Source organism: Tissierella carlieri, assembly GCF_018917285.1.
GTDB lineage: Bacteria > Bacillota > Clostridia > Tissierellales > Tissierellaceae > Tissierella > Tissierella carlieri.
The window spans coordinates 88,541-107,602 of record NZ_JAHLOH010000049.1 but is presented as its reverse complement, the minus strand read 5'-3'; the positions used below and the strand labels follow the sequence as shown (position 1 = coordinate 107,602).

At 28.8% G+C, this 19,062-nt stretch carries 19 protein-coding genes; 3 read left to right on the top strand and 16 right to left on the bottom strand.

The window, feature by feature from the left end; translation table 11 throughout:
- Window positions 1-290 precede the first annotated feature (290 nt).
- The 8 genes from KQI38_RS18200 to KQI38_RS18165 all read right to left on the bottom strand — a co-directional run bounded on the left by KQI38_RS18200 (window position 291) and on the right by KQI38_RS18165 (window position 8,622).
- Window positions 291-1,340 (bottom strand): CPBP family intramembrane glutamic endopeptidase, encoded by a 1,050-nt coding sequence (locus KQI38_RS18200; protein WP_216561937.1) that lies wholly within the window; start codon window positions 1,338-1,340, stop codon window positions 291-293.
- A gap of 154 nt (window positions 1,341-1,494) precedes the next feature.
- Entirely contained in the window at window positions 1,495-2,847 is a 1,353-nt protein-coding gene (locus KQI38_RS18195) for an FtsW/RodA/SpoVE family cell cycle protein (RefSeq protein ID WP_216561935.1), read from the bottom strand.
- A complete protein-coding gene (locus KQI38_RS18190) occupies window positions 2,834-3,181 on the bottom strand; it encodes a PadR family transcriptional regulator (protein ID WP_216561932.1) in 348 nt (115 codons plus the stop codon). Before KQI38_RS18190 ends, KQI38_RS18195 begins: the two co-directional genes overlap by 14 nt.
- Window positions 3,182-3,367: 186 nt before the next feature.
- Complete coding sequence (locus KQI38_RS18185; RefSeq protein WP_216561930.1) at window positions 3,368-3,649, bottom strand: hypothetical protein; 282 nt, start codon at window positions 3,647-3,649, stop codon at window positions 3,368-3,370.
- 222 nt (window positions 3,650-3,871) lie between these two features.
- Entirely contained in the window at window positions 3,872-4,744 is an 873-nt protein-coding gene (locus KQI38_RS18180; protein ID WP_216561928.1) for a MerR family transcriptional regulator, read from the bottom strand.
- A 96-nt stretch (window positions 4,745-4,840) separates the two neighbouring features.
- Window positions 4,841-5,428: a YdcF family protein gene (locus KQI38_RS18175; protein WP_216561925.1), complete on the bottom strand. Its 588-nt coding sequence runs from the start codon at window positions 5,426-5,428 to the stop codon at window positions 4,841-4,843.
- Between the two features lie 389 nt (window positions 5,429-5,817).
- Window positions 5,818-8,295 (bottom strand): ATP-binding cassette domain-containing protein, encoded by a 2,478-nt coding sequence (locus tag KQI38_RS18170; protein WP_216561923.1) that lies wholly within the window; start codon window positions 8,293-8,295, stop codon window positions 5,818-5,820.
- A 141-nt stretch (window positions 8,296-8,436) separates the two neighbouring features.
- A complete protein-coding gene (locus KQI38_RS18165; RefSeq protein ID WP_216561921.1) occupies window positions 8,437-8,622 on the bottom strand; it encodes an alpha/beta-type small acid-soluble spore protein in 186 nt (61 codons plus the stop codon).
- Between the two features lie 169 nt (window positions 8,623-8,791).
- Here KQI38_RS18165 and KQI38_RS18160 point away from each other — a divergent pair, with 169 nt between their 5' ends.
- Window positions 8,792-9,514: a DUF434 domain-containing protein gene (locus tag KQI38_RS18160; protein WP_216561919.1), complete on the top strand. Its 723-nt coding sequence runs from the start codon at window positions 8,792-8,794 to the stop codon at window positions 9,512-9,514.
- Window positions 9,515-9,650: 136 nt separating this feature from the next.
- On the opposite strand, the gene KQI38_RS18155 is transcribed toward KQI38_RS18160, so the two are convergent.
- From KQI38_RS18155 to gloA, 5 genes are all read right to left on the bottom strand, one after another.
- A complete protein-coding gene (locus tag KQI38_RS18155) occupies window positions 9,651-9,923 on the bottom strand; it encodes a putative signal transducing protein (protein WP_216561917.1) in 273 nt (90 codons plus the stop codon).
- 353 nt (window positions 9,924-10,276) lie between these two features.
- A complete protein-coding gene (locus KQI38_RS18150) occupies window positions 10,277-11,944 on the bottom strand; it encodes a glycoside hydrolase family 10-like protein (protein WP_216561915.1) in 1,668 nt (555 codons plus the stop codon).
- Window positions 11,945-12,112: 168 nt separating this feature from the next.
- Entirely contained in the window at window positions 12,113-12,541 is a 429-nt protein-coding gene (locus tag KQI38_RS18145) for a universal stress protein (RefSeq protein WP_216561913.1), read from the bottom strand.
- Window positions 12,542-12,673: 132 nt separating this feature from the next.
- A complete protein-coding gene (locus KQI38_RS18140) occupies window positions 12,674-15,019 on the bottom strand; it encodes a bifunctional diguanylate cyclase/phosphodiesterase (RefSeq protein WP_216561911.1) in 2,346 nt (781 codons plus the stop codon).
- A 152-nt stretch (window positions 15,020-15,171) separates the two neighbouring features.
- Entirely contained in the window at window positions 15,172-15,555 is a 384-nt protein-coding gene (gloA, locus tag KQI38_RS18135; protein ID WP_216561909.1) for a lactoylglutathione lyase, read from the bottom strand.
- 140 nt (window positions 15,556-15,695) lie between these two features.
- Between gloA and KQI38_RS18130 the strand changes: the two genes are divergently transcribed.
- Window positions 15,696-15,938: a DUF2249 domain-containing protein gene (locus tag KQI38_RS18130; RefSeq protein ID WP_094904346.1), complete on the top strand. Its 243-nt coding sequence runs from the start codon at window positions 15,696-15,698 to the stop codon at window positions 15,936-15,938.
- Window positions 15,939-15,967: 29 nt separating this feature from the next.
- On the opposite strand, the gene KQI38_RS18125 is transcribed toward KQI38_RS18130, so the two are convergent.
- Window positions 15,968-16,537, bottom strand: a complete 570-nt coding sequence (locus KQI38_RS18125; RefSeq protein ID WP_216561907.1) for a hypothetical protein — start codon at window positions 16,535-16,537, stop codon at window positions 15,968-15,970.
- Window positions 16,538-16,700: 163 nt separating this feature from the next.
- Here KQI38_RS18125 and mnmH point away from each other — a divergent pair, with 163 nt between their 5' ends.
- The gene (mnmH, locus tag KQI38_RS18120) at window positions 16,701-17,744 is read left to right on the top strand and encodes a tRNA 2-selenouridine(34) synthase MnmH (protein WP_216561905.1); all 1,044 of its coding nucleotides are present in this window, start codon (window positions 16,701-16,703) and stop codon (window positions 17,742-17,744) included.
- A gap of 41 nt (window positions 17,745-17,785) precedes the next feature.
- Here the strand turns inward: mnmH and KQI38_RS18115 are convergent, their stop codons facing one another.
- Both KQI38_RS18115 and KQI38_RS18110 read right to left on the bottom strand, forming a co-directional pair.
- Window positions 17,786-18,142 carry a hypothetical protein gene (locus KQI38_RS18115; RefSeq protein WP_216561903.1) on the bottom strand — a complete coding sequence of 119 codons (357 nt, stop codon included), beginning with the start codon at window positions 18,140-18,142 and terminating at the stop codon, window positions 17,786-17,788.
- 153 nt (window positions 18,143-18,295) lie between these two features.
- Complete coding sequence (locus KQI38_RS18110; protein ID WP_216561901.1) at window positions 18,296-19,060, bottom strand: TMEM164-related integral membrane acyltransferase; 765 nt, start codon at window positions 19,058-19,060, stop codon at window positions 18,296-18,298.
- Window positions 19,061-19,062: the final 2 nt, after the last annotated feature.

Genomic DNA, 19,062 nt, shown 5'->3' with positions numbered 1-19,062 from the left:
CCTTTCCAGCTAAATATTCTTGTACAACTTTCATCTTAAATTCATAACTATATTTTGCCATTTAAAAACCGACCTCCCATCAGTTAGATTCTTAGGTCTAACTTTTGGGGGTCGGTTCAAACCACTTATTTCCAAGTGCCTATCTATAGGTACCATTTAACTTTACCATATGCTGAACTTAATAGAAATCTCAATCACTTTGTTATTCTTTATTGACTAAATTTAAAAGATAAAATTTCATCTTTATTAAAAATGCACACAAAATCATTTACCTAATTTTTTCAAGTTAGTCATCTCTCTATGTCTTTTTCAGTAACTTCAATCTCTTCTCCAGTATATTCTACTGCTTCCACCATATCTATATCTGATTTTCTATACTCTTTAGCTAGTAAGAATGGCATATATAGTATTGAAAAGAACAATAGATTTATGAAGACTGACTTCCATGTAAATACTAAATTAGTTCCAGTGCCTCCATATAGTATCCCACCAAGACCATTATTAATAAAATGTATCATTGATATAGTCCATATGTTTTCAGTCTTCATATATACATATCCAAGGAAAACCGAGTAACCAATACAAATTATTAATTGATTTATTACAGAATGAAGAGGTGTTTCTGGACTATAATAAAACATATTTACTGGCAAATGCCAAATCCCCCAAATTAGACCTAAAACTATAACTCCCTTTCTCTTTCCTATTCGTTCTTGAAGAGCTGGTTGCAAAAAATATCTCCACCCGTATTCTTCTCCCAAAAATGAAATAAAACTAAATGCAAATAAAAGAGGCATTAGTAACAAAACACTCCATTTTTTCAGACTCTTAAATGGTTCTATAAAGCTATGGACTTCTCCAGCTAATATTGAAGAAATAAATATAGCAGTTAAATATAGAGCAACGAATAATAAAATATATATGATTGATGACTTTACATTCTTTTTAAACTTTAATCCAAATTTCTCTATTTTCTCCTTGCTATCGCTGTTATATGCAATAATTAGAGAAAAGCTACCTAACATAATCCAAATTTCTAAATGAATATCTGGATTTTGATGAAATACAAATACTTCTACTAGAAGATAAATAATTAAAGTAATAGTAATAAATAAATATGTCTTAAAAAAATTCTTAGGTAATTCATTTCGCCATTTTTTATTTAATAATAAAGCAGCCATGACACCAATAGCAGGATAATTCATCTGCACCAAAGGGAAAGAATCTACTGAATATGTAGGATATGCCAACCTCATAGCAATCCCCATTATCACCGTTAATCCAAAAGTAATCCCCAAAAACAAAATAAGATCTCGATTTGAAACATTATATTTTCCCAATTTATCACCCCTATAAATTTATTTTAGAAAATTATTTCTATATTGTGCCTTATACCCCAATTGATATTATATTATCAAGTAATACAGTAAACTTATCCAATCACAGCAAATTGTAATTATATTATAAATAGTTTATAGGAGTGATAAACTTTATTTATCTTCTATTAAAATCAATAATTATTTTTCCATCTATAAACTGAAAAATCTTATTTTTATTAGAACCTATATCTAACTTATTATCATTTTTATATAAGATGCCAGATTTATATACTGAGAGCATAATGCCTATTAAAAACATATTTATTATTGTGCCAATCCCACCATAAGAAATTAAAGGCAGTGTTAGTGGTGCAATTAATTGGAAACCTAGATTATTTGCAACGTATATTAAAACCTGCATAGTAAAATTTATTATAACGGAAAACGACACCAATCCTCCTAATACTCCTTTTTGAGTTAAGCTAAATCTAAGAGAGCGAATAATAAAAGCTAAGATAATAAGCATTATTATTATAAAAGATATCCAACCTATTTTACCGATTAGATGGATTAATAAATAGTCCGTATCTATATATTCCAGTTCAATTAAGTTACTTGTATCAATTCCATATCTATTATTTCCTATAAACTGCGCATTTTCGATTATCTTTTTTACTATATTTTTCATATATCCTCCTACCGTAGGATCAAATGCACCTTTTAGTCTATCTAATTGATAACCATTCATGGATACTAATATAACTATGGATAAAATGACTGTTAATATGCAAACAAGTAATAAGGCATTAATCTTTTTTACATTAAACCAACCTTTTATTATTGCAAATATAATCAATATGAAACAGGTTATGAAATATAATGCTAGACTTGATAATCCTGCCTTAAAACAAATAATCCCTGGTATAATGCAATATACTCCACTTAAGATTATTCCCCAATAACCCTTACTCCTCATAGTATATAATATTCCCGCAAGAGCTGTTGGAAACAACAACATAATAAACTTAACATAGAAATTCTGTCCCCGAATTGTAGGACCTAAAATCACAATTCCTATAGTTGTTATAATTAGCCCAAAATATATCGTCTTAGGATATTTACCTATAATACTGAAATCTAGGAAATATGCAATAGTCATAAAAGCTATACCTATCAAAGTATATACTATACCATTAATTAATTTCCATGACATCTGATAGTCATATGTAATAAAAGCTCTAATCACTATACCTAGAAGGAGCATTACACTAGTCAATATAATTATTCCCCACTCTGGCTTTGGTCTGTAAACGCCATCTAATCCTGTACCTATAGTAACAGGATCCCCCATTTCTAATATTGCCTTAGCAGTTGCTGTTTCATCATCTAATCCATCGTCTAAAAAAGCGTTTTTTTGATCAATAATGTGATTCTCTATTTCCTCTGAAATAATTCCATGAGCCTTTTTCCACCTTATTTGCTCACAAACTGTTTCTAAATATTCTTTGATTTTATTAGATTGTTCCAAAACTAGCACCTCCTTGTAAGACTTTGTTAATAGCTGAAGCATATGTCTTCCATTCATCTTTCTTTTCTTCAAGCATCTTTCTACCCTTCTTGGTGATGTTATAATATTTTCTTATTCTTCCACTATCCGCCTTTTCATCATATGAATTCACCATACCCTCTAGCTCCAAACTATGAAGTAATGGATAAAGTGTACCTGCCTTTAATGAAAATGTATTATCGGATTTCCTAGCTAATTCATCAATCATTAAATAGCCATACATGTCCTTTTCTTCAAGGAGCTTTAATATTAACATTGTTGTGCTCCCAGTAATTAGATTCTTATTAATAGCCATATCTTCCCTTCCTTTCCATATATAGATAATCTATATATAGTATATATAGGTTATCTATATATGTCAATAAAGAAAAAAGACCTTGAAACTGCTATTATAGCTTCTTAGTCCTTTCTCTATTACAAATATCATATTCCATTTCATTTCTCATTGTCTAATTCCTAAATTCACAATAAATTACTCTTATTAATTCTCATTTTTACTTTCATCATATATCTCTAGTATTCGATCATAATCTAAACTATCATCTTTTAATTTATAATTTTCTGTTTTACCATCCAGACAATATACACCATTTTTATCTACACCATATGATGCAATAGGCTCCCCTTCCTTTAGAAAAACAATATTAATCATTGATCTAATATCCATCTCTGTATCTGTAGGCTCAAGGGAAAGATTATTATAAGCATCTTGCAATTCTTCTAGTGTCTCTTCATCTGTACCGAACATTGCATAACTACTCACTCCATAATAAATAGACACACATCATCTGCAACAATATCAGTAGTGTGAACGGCTTTTGAACCGCAACTTGATACTATCATTGATATAATAATTAATAGTAACAATAATATCTTTTTCATAATATCCATCCCTATCTTTTAAAATTATATATTCACAAGCTAGCCTTTTCATATTTTAGTTTAATAATATGGCAAAAAGTGAGAAGTTTCCCTAAATCCTAATTTACCATTTCTCTATATCCGGAATCTTCTGGATTAATTTATCGTTGGCTTCTAGCATCTTTTCATAATATTTATCATATGCTGGACTTAATTTTCGCATTGCTGGAATAAATATATCATAGTATCCACTCGTTTCTCCAAACTTACGAAATAAATTCATTTGCTGAGCCATCATAGAATCTTGATACTCCTCTGATTTCTTAAACTCTGCATATTCAACTATACTATCTTTGTTGGTTTTCCAGTATGTTTCAAAGTCATCATATACAGCTTGCATATTTTGATTAAGTTTTTCCAGCACCTCATCTTCTATATCAAGATTAGCTTTATCTAATATAGGTTGGAGCTCTTCGGGTATTTGTATTGATTCAATATTGTCTAAGAAATCAACTATTATACCATACATTCTATTTTGTTCCTCTGTCTTTATAGGTTCATTGAGAAATTGCCCAAAATGAATACTAATATAACGACCATAATATCCAGGGAAAGCTATCATCAATTTTTCTTTTATTGTAGTTTGTTGCTCTAGTAAATTAATCCTATCTTGAACCTTATACATATCTTCCTCACGAATTAATTCCTCAATTAATTCTATTCGAGCTAGTTTTGCCTTTGCTTGAATTTGCTTTTCTTGCTTTATCATTATTAGAACAGATTTCTTATCCTTACTTTCAATTACTTCTCTAATGTCATCTGTACCTATATCAAGCCTTCTTAGCAAAGCAATCATCTTCAATTGTTCAAGGTTATCATCTGTAAATTCCCTATATCCATTTTCTTTTATTATTGGAGAAATCAATCCCTTGTTCTGATAATATTCAATTGCTTTCTTAGTTAATCCTGTTTGTTTGCAAACTTCATTAATTTGCATTATTACCACCTCCTAATTTAAGCTTAATGTATTCCCCAAGGTGGTAGTCAAGTACTTAAGCTAAAATAATTTTCTTATCCTAATTACTCATAAATTTTACATTTTATCTAAGAAAAAAGATTTTATTACAGCAAAATATTCTCTAATATAAGATTTGAAGATAATTATGGGCGGTGTTTTGGCAGGCAATCCATAAGGAATTAATCCTAATCTCTTTGCTAATAATTTTGACCTGAAAATATGATACTTATTAGATGCAATTAAAATCTTTATATTTTCTTTATCATCTACTTCCCTTATCTTATCTAAACTTAACCTCAGATTTTCAAAAGTAGATGTAGATTTATCTTCGATAATTATCCTGCTTTTTTCAATACCATTATCTACTAAGTACTTCTCCATAGCATGGGCTTCTGCAATATCTTCATTTAAACCTTGTCCACCTGATACCACTACTTTTACCTCTTTATTCTCAAGTAAATATACTTTAGCTATCTTAAGTCTTTCTAATAAGGCTGGAGAAGGTATATCTCCATAAAGTCTTGCTCCTAGTACGATAACATAATCCACTTTTTCCGTTGATATTCTTTTTCCCTCAATAATAATTAGACTTTCTAATACTAGAAAAGATATTAGAACTATTGTAATAAAAACAACCATTATTTTAAGCATTATTTTTTTCATAACTTTCTCCTATTTTACAACTTTTTTATCTTAATAAAATTTTATAATGGATATATATAAAACTTTATTTTATTATAAGTATTATATCATTAATAATGGTTTATTCCATCTATAGTTCTCTTTCAATTTTAATAATATGTAAAAGGTGATTAAAAGGAATACAAAATTTTAATAACTAGAAAATAAGATAAAAAAAGCATCTATCTATGCTCAAAGGTTTTGGCAATCTGCTTAAAACTCATTTAGATCATAGCAAGTTCTAAAATGAAAAAGATAAGAAGTAGAATTTTCCTATTCGTTACAAAAAATAAATTAAGTGAACCGTCAATATAATAGTCCACCTAATTTTACAGTATAAGTATATTTTGAAATAAATCCTTTACAAATCTTTATAAAAATTTCCCAGTTATAGAGTTTTGATTTATTATAATGTCATCGGGAGTCCCTATAGCAACTACCTTACCCCCATTAATTCCACCCTCTGGTCCAAGGTCTATTATCCAATCGGAAGCTCTTATAACTTGTTGATTATGCTCTACTACAATTATTGTACTTCCTGAATCTACAATTCGATTAAGAAGTACAAGAAAGTTTTCTACATCAATTGGATGAAGTCCACTTGTAGGTTCATCAATTAAATATAGGTTATTTTTCCCTTCACTATTAATTAACTCTTTAGCTAGCTTCAATCGCTGTCCTTCACCACCAGATAGAGTAGTCAAACTTTGACCAAGTTCCAGATATCCTAATCCTACATCTTTAAGTAATTTTAAAATCTTAATAACCTTAGGATACTTATTAAATATATAAATTCCATCTTCAACAGACATTTTTAAAACATCTTTTATATTATATCCATTATATTTTATAGATAAGACCACATCATTGAATTGATTTCCATTACAAACTGGGCAAGTAACTTCTAAGTCTTCAAAAAATAACATATTACTTGTAACATATCCAAGTCCTTCACAGTTCTCACAACGCCCACCTTTAGTATTAAATGAAAAATCTTTAATAGTTAGACCTCTATCTTTAGCATCCTTTAATCCACCAAAGATTTTCCTTATTTCAGAGTAAACCCCAGAGTAAGTTGCTAAATTGGAGCGCTTCATTTTAGTTAGAAAAGACTGTTCCACTGTTATAATCTGATCAAATAATTCAGTGCCTATTACTTTATTATGATTTGTCTGATTTCTTATATTTGATTTTGATAGTACTTCAAATACCAAGGATGATTTTCCAGAACCTGAAACTCCAGTAACACTAGTTAAGCAACCAACAGGAAAACTAACATTAATATTTTTCAAATTATAGAGATTGGCATTTTTTACTTCTATAGTATCTCCCGTTCCTTTTCGAAACTTTTTAGGATTTTGTATTTTCCTCTTTAAATAAGAGCCCGTTATAGACATATTCTGTTTTTTAAGTTCTTCTAAGGTTCCCTTTCCAATGATTTCACCACCATGTTTACCAGAACCAGGTCCCATATCTATAATATAGTCAGCTTCTCTTATTACATCTATATCGTGTTCAATAACTATAACTGTATTTCCCAGATCTCTTAATTCTTTAAGTATATTTATAATTCCAGCAGTATCTTTTGGATGAAGACCAATTGTTGGTTCATCCATTATATATACGATTCCCGTTAGATTAGAATCTAATGTTGCAGCTAATCTTATTCTTTGGGCTTCCCCACCGGACAAAGTCATAGTTTGTCTATCTAGTGAAAGATAATCTAGTCCCACATTAGCAATCCTTCGAATTTTAGTTTTCAAATCTAATAGATAAGACTCTATCATAAGTTTATTTGTACCCTTAGCATAATCCTCAATCTTTAGTAGCCATTGATATAGTTCCTCTAATGATAAAGAAACTAACTCTGGAAGATGTGTATCTAGTACAGTTACACTACGACTTAACTTATTAAGTCGTTCCCCCATACACTCGTGACAGATATCAGAACGAAAATATTCGTCTAGTTTTTTTGATTCACCACCTTTTTCTGATAGCCTCCTCCAAAGAACAGGAAATATACCTTCAAATCTCCCTTCTGCTACAGTTTTGGGAGGAATAATATCTGGAAAGTTTTTCTTTACTTCATCACTTTCAACTCCATAAAAAAGTATTAACTTTTGACCTTCTTTAAAATCATTAACTGGAGTATGCGGCTCAGCTGGAACACCATAATACTTGAATGCATTATATAATACAGAAATTTGATAATCCTTATATCTTTGTTCCCAAAAATCAATTGCCCCAGCTTCCAATGACAAATGTTCATGAATTACGTTTTCCTTACTTACCTTTAAGACCTTTCCTAATCCTTGGCATGTTTTACAAGCACCTTCTCTAGTGTTATAAGAAAAATGTGTTCTTGTAAGTTTCTCCATCTTATGATTACAATGATTGCAGTACATATAAACTTTGAAATTACTTTCAAACTTCTCAACCTCTTCTTTACATTCAGAAGAGATTATTTCTTTATTACAATTTGGACAAATTCTTTTGCTTAACTTTTCATAAATCATTCTAAGACCTGTATAGATATTAGTAACCGTCCCCACCGATGAACGTGGGTTCTTATTATATTCATTTTGTGTAATTCTAATGGCAGGTGATAAATTATGAACGAAATCAACTTTAGGCTTATTAATTCCCTGATATCCTATAGCCTCTAAATACTGTCTTTGACATTCTTGATAAATAGTATCAATAGCTAGAGTAGATTTTCCAGAGCCTGATAAACCAGTAAAAACAACTATTCTATTTCTAGGTATCTTAAGTGAAATATCCTTTAAATTACCTTCTTTAGCTCCTTTAATAATGATGCTATCCACTTCACCATTATGTAATTCATTCATATTATATTTTCCTCCTGATTGCAATATTTTCTCCTAACTATATTAACACTTCTTTATTTTTAACGCTACATAAAAGTTCCTTGGACAAAAGATGTTAAAATAAAATAAATAGACCATATGTCTATCTATGGTCTATATTTCTTACTCTATTTTCTTATTATCTATAAGTTCCTCTTCTCCCATTTTTATTAATTCTCGTACTATCAAACCAGTATGTTTTGATGCCAGATTTCTAGGATCATCTACTCCAAATTCATTTGCAATCTCCATTTTAAATTTTTCTAAAGCCTCTCTAGCTTCAGGAACAATTAATTTATTTTTTGACATTAAATTCATCTCCTATTAATTGAATTATCACTATATATAGTATTTGTAAGAACCGATAAATTATCCCCGTATAAATTATTCTAATATCTTTTTTATTAATCTCTTTCCAATAAGGAAATAATATATAAGGAAATCAAATATTTAACCTTAAACTTTAGGAGGAGTGACATTGTCTGTAAAAATAGTAAAAAGAGGATTCGATCCTAACGATCATAAATGGTTTTCAGAGCAATCTTTAATAAAACTTAGTATTGCACAAGAAGAGATTGAATGGTTGTTAGATAGAAATTATAAATTGTCTTCAATATTAGAATTTGTTGGAGGACATTATCAGCTTTCTGCAAGACAAAGAATTGCACTAAAGAGAGCAACTTCAACTCAATTACAATATAAAAAAAGAAAATCAACTATGCTTCCATTGGAAATAGCTAAAAACGGGTGTATGCATATAGATGGATTCAATTTAATTATAACTCTTGAGGTAGCATTATCAGGAAGCCCACTTATACTTGGAAACGACGGTGTTATAAGAGATTTAGCAGGTTTAAGGGGTACTTATAAACCTATAGATAAAACTGACATAGCATTACAACTTATTGGAAATAAATTAAATCAGCTTGAAGTTCCTGAGGTAATTTTTTTCCTAGACGCACCAGTTTCTAATTCTGGCGTATTAAAAAGTAAAATTACTAATCTTGAAGATACATGGAAAATACCATTAAAGGTAGAACTAGTATCAAATCCCGATATTATACTTTCTAAAATGGAAAGAGTGGTAACTTCAGATTCTATAATACTTGATGAATGCAAAAGTTGGTTTAATTTATCTAGAAAAATTATTGAAGAAAATATAAATAATCCTTGGATTATAAGCTTTAAGAATATGCACTAATCTTCTTAATGTATTTTTAGATTTTTACCTTGCTTATATTTCTTCAATAATTTCACAAGCCTATTTTTTCCATCCTTTAAAAACCATATAAAAATCTATATGGCTTTTAAATAAGTTTATTTTTAGTAGTTGAATTTTACTCTTCTAGGCCAAACTGCTCTAAAATAGCCTTTGCTTTTTCAAATGCTGATTTTTCTACTAATATATCAACCCTTTCATTAGATGTACCACTAATTATTCTCATATAGCCGCCAATTCCATGCTCCTTTACTATATACGGAATCTTATGTTCATCCAATATACCTTTTACCATGTTAAATTCATATTCATTATTAATACTCTTTAATAGAACTAGTTCAAAGTCATCTGATTTATTTCTCTTTTGAATTTTATTTTTTCTTTTAAACATAAGACTTTCCCCCTGTTCAATTTAGCTTAATAAAGCTTCATTTTATTCCCTAATTTAATTATACCCAATAAGTTTCTTTATATCTAATGATTTATCTTATTTAAAAGTATTATTATATCTTTTAAAACTTCTTACCTAGTATAATTTCATTAAGCTCATTTGTTCTATCTCCATCTATCTGAAATTCCTGAGATAGGTTGATTGTCAAATCTCTAAAGAGGGTACTAATATAGAAGGTATACACTAATCAACAAGGGAATCACTTATTAAAGAAGCGATTCCCTTGTCCTATTTATATATTAAAATTAAATTAGATCTTTCCTTATTACTTATTTCTTTATATTTTTAATGGTTTAATCCTGCTCACGAGGTCTACTCTCATTATCTAAAGCTGTTATTGCATATTTATATTTTATAGATAAATCAACATTTTTGTCTATAAAGACAAAAGCATTATAATTATCTCTATCTACTTTTCTAACAATACTTTTCCCTTCATTACTTCCATCTTCAATTGCTCCTCGATATACTAAATAAGATATAGCATCATTTGTTGGGGAATCTTCCCAAATCAATATATTTCCATAGTTAGTTCCTATTGACCTTAAACTCAATGGAGCTTGTACTTCACTATGACTTGTTCTAGATTTAGTGGGTAATGAAATCTTACTAGTAAAATGTTCTGTCTTGAGAATATTAATAAACTCGTTATTCACTGGATTATTTATATTTTCCAATAAAGATCTATAGCTAAAGAATATACTTCCCTTTATCTCATCATATAAACTATTAAACTTAAGCTGATTTGATATTTCCTGAGGATTTTTCCAACTTAAATTCTTATTATTTACATCGGCTTTTCTATAGCTAGCATGACCAATATATAAATTTACTTCTGTCCCATTTGCCACATCAGCCCACCAATCAACTAATTCTCCATAAGGTGCCGCCTTCTCATCAAAGGTCCAATAAATTTGTGGTGCTATATAATCAATCCAATTATTTTTAACCCATTTTCTTGTATCTGCAAATTGATCATCATAAGAAGCTCTAGATGTTCTAGGTGTTAAAGAACCTGTTCCTTCTATACTTCCTTCTGGATGCAGATCTTTATGCTCCCATATACCAAAAGGACTAATACCAAATTGTACACTCTTATTATTGTTATTATTATAAGTCTTAACGGAGTTATGAACAGTTTCTATTAGCTTGTCCACATTATTTCTTCTCCAATCGTCCCTGGTTTTGAATCCACTTCCATACTTATTAAATGCAGCTTCTTCCTCATTTGCGTACCAGCTATCTCCACTCTTAAAAGGATAAAAATAATCATCAAAATGAACTGCATCTATGTCATAGTTTTCTACTACTTCCATTACACTATCATTAATATATTTAATTACTTCAGGCTCTCCTGGATTTAATTGAAGCTTACCACCAAAATTAAAAACATATTGCGGATTTTGTCTTGCCCAGTTATTAGGAGCTAAATCAGACAACTGTTCACTTCCAGTAGTTACTCTATATGGATTAAACCAAGCATGAAATTCCATTCCACGATTATGAGCTTCTTCAATCATCCACTCTAATGGATCCCATCCAGGACTTAATCCCTGTGTACCAGTTAAATACTCTGACCAAGGATTTATATTTGATTCATAAAATGCATCTAATTTCGGTCTAACTTGAAATATAACTGCATTCATATTTAAGGCTTCTAAATTATCTAAAATCCTTATGTACTCATTCTTATACTCCCATTCAGCCAATCCCTTTTTAGATGGGAAATCTAAGTTATACACCGTGGACACCCATACCCCTCTTAACTGTTCTGTCTGTTCTTTGGCATATACAGGTATCTCTATTGGTTTATTTTTTAAGTAAATTATTTCATTTGAGTTATATTTCTTTAAAAGCTGCATTCCCATACTACTAGAGTTTGCATTAACAGAAATAGTATTTAAAGTCATAGTTAAAACAGTAGCACCTATTGTAATAAATTTAAATATTTTCTTTTTCATCTCCTATCCAACTCCAATCAAATAAATTATGCTATTTTATAGAATTATATTATAATTCTATGGAGATTTCAAATTACGATTCTGTGACAAATCAACAAAAAAATCTACAACCTAGATTAACTGGGCTGTAGATAAAAATTTTAATTTATTATTTATAAAAAAGTAATTCTATCTCACTATTAATACAGAAATCTTAATATGATTTAGCACCTTATTTGATACACTACCTAGCATCGCTCTTGATAAAGCATTTAATCCTCTGCTTCCCATAATTACTAAATCATATCCTCCCTTTTCCGCCATTTCTATAATTTCACGAGCGGCATCACCACATTTAATAGATGTGACAACCTTCCCTTCGTATCCTTCAAAAATTCTTAATGCTTCATCTAGTAATTTCTTACCATGTTCTAACAATACCTTATTTATTTCAGATTCATATACCCTGTCTATAACATATGGATGGTAATTTCTTAGATCACTAACAACATTTAATATCATTAATTCACTGTTGTTTAATAAAGCAAGCTCTTTTGCTTTCTCTAATGCCTTTGTTGAGTTTTCAGAGCCATCAATCGCCACTAAGATTTTTTTCATAATCATACCCTCCTTTTGTATTGTTTTATTAAAAGTTTATGCTCAAAATTATACAGTCTACAACTACTTTCATAATACATATACCCCATTCGTTATTATATTAACATAGAAATAAGAAAAAAAATCCTTACTTTAATTAGTAAGAATTTCTTCCTCAAACATTTCTACTATTATATGGGGGTCAACAGGCTTACTGATTAAATATCCTTGAATTTGATCGCAGCTCTTTTTCTTTAGATATTCTAACTGTTCCCAAGTTTCTACCCCTTCCGCAATAGTTTTTATTTTTATAGATTTAGCCATATTAATAATAGTCGTTACAATAGTCTTTGCATTTTCATCATTCAACATATCATTAATAAATGAGCGATCTATTTTTAATGTATCAATAGGAAAACGTGTAAAATAAGCTAATGAAGAGTAACCTGTACCAAAATCATCTATAGATATGCGAACTCCCATACTCTTTAATTCTTTCATTTTAAGAAGCTTCTCTTCTACTCTATCCATAGCAATTCTTTCTGTAATTTCCAACTCTAAATATTTAGGTTCTAATTCCGTTTCCTCTAATATTTCCTTCACCATTTCAACAAAATTCGTTTGTTCAAATTGAATAGCTGAAACATTTACTGATACTATAACTGGTGAGTAACCTTCTTTTTGCCATTGCTTATTTTGCCTACATGCTTCCTTTAAAACCCATCTGCCTATTTCTATTATTAAACCATTTTGTTCAGCTATTTGTATCAATACTAAAGGAGAAACTTTACTATATAACGGATTTGTCCATCTAATCAATGCCTCTGTGCCTACGTTTCTGCCTGTAGCCAATTCTCTAATAGGTTGATATACTAATTTAAATTCATTTTTTTCAATTGCATGATACAAGTCATTCTCTATTTTTTGCTCCTCTTTAATCAGTTCTTCCAACTCAAAATCGTAGAATCTATAATGATTTCCTCCCATCTTTTTAACTATGAGTTTTGCAATAGTTGCTTGATGTATGATTTCTTCTATAGCTATACTGTCGTCAGTAGAAACACTAGCCCCAATACTTACCCTCATAACAAATTGATTATCATTGATTTTTACCTCACCGCTACATAAATTCCATAATTTTCTTATACGTTCCTCTATAGTTAACATATCATCCTCGTATAAGAATAAGATAAATTCATCTCCTAGAAATCTAGCTACAATTTCTTCTCCTCTCAAAAAATTCTTAAGCTGTCTTGCAAAATCGCAGAGCACTCCATCTCCAAAATTAAAACCATGAATACTATTTATCCGCTTAAAATCATCAATGGATATTATTACTATGAATGTCACTATTTTTTTATCAGCTAACTTCTTCATCTTATAAGGAAGTTCCAGAAAAAAACCATTATAATTATAAAGTTCTGTTACCATATCTCTATAAGTTAAATCTTTAATCTTTTCTAACATTTTATTAAAACTCTTAGCCGCTAAACCTAATTCATTATATATTTTCTCATTTGCCCTTATATTAAGGTCACCATTAGCAGCTCTCTCGAATACTTTTTTTAATTCTAGAATTGGTTTTGATAAACTTCTTGAATAAAAAAAACAAAATGCAATCACTAATATTAGTCCTATAATAATAGCTGCTAAAATTGTATTTCTCACTCCATTTATTTCTTTGTAAATTGATTTTTCAGAAATAGAAATAAGAAAGGTCCAATCTGGAGATTCTCTAATCTTATTAAAAAACACTAATATATTTTCTCCATTCTCATCTATATATTCAATGATACCAGATTCCTCTTCTAGTATTTGATCTATTATATTACTATCATCTATTATATAATCTTTAATATTTTTCTTTAAAGATCCTTGAGAGTCTGGATGTGCTACTAATACACCATCCTTATTTATTATCCAACCATAAGCTTCTCCCTTCAAATTCATTCCTCTTACAACCTCGTTCAAAAACTCGTTATTTATTACTATATTTACTAGCCCAATAACTCGATTTTTTTCATCAGTAACACTATGGGAAATAATTATAATAGGCTTGTCTGATTCATGAACATATGGGCTATAAAATGGCTGAGAAATTATACATTCCTCTTCCTCTACAAAAATCTTTTGATATTGTTCTTGATGTGAAATATCAAATTCATCTAATATTGTTGACCAAGCCCTACCATCTGGATAAGCTATAGTCATATTTCTATATTTATTCTTTAGTACTAAATTAGGCAAATAAGATTTTATCTTTTCCAAGTCCATTGACCTTATTATTGGTGATTTTGATATTATGGTTATTTGCTCAATAAATCCTTTTAGCTCCTTAGCAACTTCATCTGATCTAGCATTTACTATTTCACTATATTGAGCTTTAATATGCTTTGGAAGTTCATTTAATTTCAAATCAGAAAAAACAAACAATAATCCAAATAGTATTATTGCTCCTACCATGAGATATATTAGTATTTGATTTCTAATAGATTGCATATCATTATCACCTTTGCTTTATTCAGTGTCAATTTAATATCATGAGTATATATTGGTAGAATATTTGAATCAATCTTCTTTAGACTTTTTTCGACAAAGTTTTATTTAAAAATTACCTCTATATTTCAGAGGTAATTCACTGTTTGTTTCTATTATTTAGTTCTTATAATTTCAACATCATATCCATCTGGATCTGTTACAAAATAATATCTTGGCTTTTCACCTGGAAGACCCATTAATTCTGTAACTTCATATCCCATTTCTTTATGTTTTTCTCTTGATGCCTCTAAATCTTCTACTCCAAATGCCATATGACTAAAGCCATCACCAATTACATATGGTTTTTCTGGATTATAGTTATATGTTAATTCTATTTCATGTTTTCCTGATTCATCAGATAAAAAAACTAAAGTAAATTCATCCTCTGGAAAATCCTTTCTTCTTGTCTCTACTAAGCCTAAAGCTTCTTTATAAAATTTTAAAGATTTTTCTAAATCCATTACTCTTATACAAGTATGAAGTATTTTATAGTTCATAAATCACCACTCCTTTTTTGTAAATTAATGATATATATCCTATTATACCCTATTTATCCTATGTATTGAAAGTATTTTACTAATAAAATAATATTCTAGTTGATGGGCATAATAATTTAAAACTATTAGGAGGAGATAATATGTCTATTTTGCAAATAGATACTTGTGGATATGAAATTAATGATATAAATGATGTAGTTTTACGAACTTTTGATTCCCTGCCAGTAGGTGAAAAAATGGTGTTAATAAACGATACGGACCCATCTCATGTATTCAATCAATTAGAAGAAAAAAGATTTGGAAAATTTGAATGGGAATATATTGAAGAAGGACCAGATGTATGGAAAGTATCTTTAGCAAAAAAATATCTTAACTATATATAATAGGGTAGATAGCAGTTTGCTATCTACCTTTAGTTAATAACTTTATCAATATTAAAACGTTCTGAGATATCCCAGAATAATTTCAAAATCTTAATATTTACAACTATAGCTATTATGATAACCACTATTAAATATATAAGACCTATTACAGGAATCAATGCTATAGGTATTCCTAGAAATACTGCCAATAAAACCTTCCAATAATAATTCCATAGCTCATCGGCCATATTAGATAAATCTATTATATTGTTTTTTCTGCACATCTCTTTAATTCCAACGAGCAAATTATACATGAGTAGTAAAGATAAAACAGCTGAAGCTATCCCAACTATAGTACCTATTAGACTAGATTGCGGCAATGTGAAATATCCATCTCTAATATTATTTTGATAAATTGAAAATAATGATAAAACTATTAATGGATAATTATATTTCATTGCCATAGTAAAATGTTCGCTATTAGGCAATAACATCTTTATTCCTTGTAAAATAATAATATAACCTATAGAGTCTGGTAATATATCAACTCCAGAAATTCTTAGATTAATAAATATGAAGATATATCCCCAAAACAACTTTTTAAAAGCCTTTTCATACATAAGTATCCCCCCTTCCCAATGCGACTTTATACTATAGTATTCTATAGTTATCATTAAAACCACTTATAAAATTAAATTTATTTATATTATTTTCTCTGCTATAGATAAAACTAATGGTATAATGTATAGGTATTTAAATTATTTAATAGAAGAAGGGAATTATATGTTTAAAATTATTAATTATGAAGATATAGATCAAAATAGACTAGATGAAAATTATGTATTAATTGATGTTAGATCCCCCCATGAATATACATTAGAAACAATACCAGGCTCTGTTAACATCCCTATTTTTGATGATAAGGAAAGAGAATTAATAGGTACAATCTATAAACAAGAAAGTATTGAAAAAGCAAAGAAAATTGGTATAGCAACTGCAGCAAAAAATCTTTCAAGTATTTATGATAGGGTATCTGAACTCGATAAGGAATATAATAATCTTATATTTTTCTGTGCTAGAGGTGGATTTAGAAGCAGCTCATTAGTTTCTCTTTTTAAAACCCTTGGAATAAATGCCACTAAGCTGGATTGCGGATATAAGGGGTATAGAAAATATGTCAATGACCACCTACCAACAGTAGTAGAAAACATAAAATTTATAGTCCTTTATGGGAATACTGGAACAGGTAAAACTAATATTTTAAAATCTCTGGGAAGTCAAGGCTTGGATACTCTTGATTTGGAAGGTTGCGCTAATCATAGAGGTTCTATCCTTGGTAGTGTTGGTCTTGGTGAACAAAACAGCCAAAAAATGTTTGAAAGTCTTGTATACGAATCCTTAAAAAATAGAAAAACAAATTTTGTTTTTGTAGAAGGTGAAAGTAAAAGAATAGGTAAAGATATAATACCTAATTATTTGTATAATGCTATAAACAATGGAATAAATGTAAAGATTGAAGCTAATATAGAAACAAGAGTCAATAATCTTTTGAAGGAATATGTTCATGATACAGATAATGAACTTATAACCTCACTCCATAATCTAAGAAAATACTTGGGAGATAGTAATATTGATAAATATATAAAACTAATTGGAGAACACGATTATAAGCCAGTAATAGAGGAACTAATAATAAAATATTATGACCCTCTTTATGAACATAGAAATAGAGTTTATGAGGCAGTATTTTATAATGATAATGAATTACAAACAACTAATAAAATTATTGAATGGGCTAAAAATCATAAATATGATAAAAGTCAATAAGACATAAGTGACTTAATTCTTTACTCTGTTTTTTCATTAAATTAGAAAATTAAACTAATAAGGTAAATAATGGTTCCTGAAATACCCATAAATATACAAAATCTATAACTATCAGGAATTAAACTCAAATCACTCTTTGTTGGATTAGTTCTCCCAGTAGAAAATTTTTGATAGTTATATTGGGTATTCATTACCATCTTACTGCCACCAAGTACTGATAATGCTCCTACACATATTATTGCAAGAGAAGCATATTCTAACAAGTTCTTAAAGCCTAGATTAGTAAACCTACTTAATATGAAAGTTATTACAATTGTAATCAATATCATAATTATTAACTTTTTTATGTATTTAATTAGTTTAGATTTAATTATGTTCCAATCTATACTTGTTTTCATAATTTCTCCTTTCTTTTAAATACATAGAATAACTTCTTTATTCTCATCTTTTAATATTTTTTACATTATATTCTATTTACCCCTTTTTATACATATAAAAACTTAAAGTATAAAAATCAAGCTATAATTATAGCTTGATTTTTATACTTTTCCTTATAAAGTAGATTCAACCAATTCTTCATCTATCTCTAATGCTTTATATATAGTCTTTGATATAAAATATACTAAAATCATAAATATGTTAAAGGCAAAAAATGCTGTTAAACTATATGTTCTAGGTGACATGTATTTTTCGAAAAACACATCGGCAAAAGGTGCTTTATTTAAATAACAATAATTAGAATTAGTTGCTTTATTAAATATATAAATTATTAAATTATAAGTATTAGTAAAATACAATATTGATTTTAAACTATTTCTATCTATCCTATATTGATCTACCACTAAAATATATACTGTAGACCATAACAACCCAATATGTCCTAAGAAATAGGAAATATTTGTATAATGAGGAAATGAGAAGGGATATAAATCAACAGGCATCATTAGAACTAATATAGATCCTATAAATCCCCAGTAGCATCCAACATTTTTAAATATTTTTTTATCTGTTATAAAAGCAAGTATTATAAAAATGATAGCAATTCTACAATTATATAGTGGTAAACTTTCTTTTATAGTACCATATCCCGAAAAACTGTACCAAAGATATAATATTATTTGCTGCAAAAATAAAATAATAATCATTAAAAGCTTAAATTTTCTTCCTATCAGAGGATTTCTGAGTTTTCTTTGGTTCAATAATATAAATTGAATTCCTAGAAATGCAACTAAAATAATTACCAAATGAGTCAAACTCCAGATAGGAAATACATATCCATCTGGAGTACCTCTAAAAAAATGTTTTATCAGTTCCATAA

Coding starts and splice junctions, on each gene's coding strand:
- KQI38_RS18190 (WP_216561932.1), bottom strand. CDS start 3,181: ATGGCTATTAATAAGAATCTAATTACTGGGAGCACAACAATGTTAATA.
- KQI38_RS18180 (WP_216561928.1), bottom strand. CDS start 4,744: ATGCAAATTAATGAAGTTTGCAAACAAACAGGATTAACTAAGAAAGCA.
- KQI38_RS18175 (WP_216561925.1), bottom strand. CDS start 5,428: ATGAAAAAAATAATGCTTAAAATAATGGTTGTTTTTATTACAATAGTT.
- KQI38_RS18170 (WP_216561923.1), bottom strand. CDS start 8,295: ATGAATGAATTACATAATGGTGAAGTGGATAGCATCATTATTAAAGGA.
- KQI38_RS18165 (WP_216561921.1), bottom strand. CDS start 8,622: ATGTCAAAAAATAAATTAATTGTTCCTGAAGCTAGAGAGGCTTTAGAA.
- KQI38_RS18155 (WP_216561917.1), bottom strand. CDS start 9,923: ATGTTTAAAAGAAAAAATAAAATTCAAAAGAGAAATAAATCAGATGAC.
- KQI38_RS18150 (WP_216561915.1), bottom strand. CDS start 11,944: ATGAAAAAGAAAATATTTAAATTTATTACAATAGGTGCTACTGTTTTA.
- KQI38_RS18145 (WP_216561913.1), bottom strand. CDS start 12,541: ATGAAAAAAATCTTAGTGGCGATTGATGGCTCTGAAAACTCAACAAAG.
- KQI38_RS18140 (WP_216561911.1), bottom strand. CDS start 15,019: ATGCAATCTATTAGAAATCAAATACTAATATATCTCATGGTAGGAGCA.
- gloA (WP_216561909.1), bottom strand. CDS start 15,555: ATGAACTATAAAATACTTCATACTTGTATAAGAGTAATGGATTTAGAA.
- KQI38_RS18130 (WP_094904346.1), top strand. CDS start 15,696: ATGTCTATTTTGCAAATAGATACTTGTGGATATGAAATTAATGATATA.
- KQI38_RS18125 (WP_216561907.1), bottom strand. CDS start 16,537: ATGTATGAAAAGGCTTTTAAAAAGTTGTTTTGGGGATATATCTTCATA.
- mnmH (WP_216561905.1), top strand. CDS start 16,701: ATGTTTAAAATTATTAATTATGAAGATATAGATCAAAATAGACTAGAT.
- KQI38_RS18115 (WP_216561903.1), bottom strand. CDS start 18,142: ATGAAAACAAGTATAGATTGGAACATAATTAAATCTAAACTAATTAAA.
- KQI38_RS18110 (WP_216561901.1), bottom strand. CDS start 19,060: ATGGAACTGATAAAACATTTTTTTAGAGGTACTCCAGATGGATATGTA.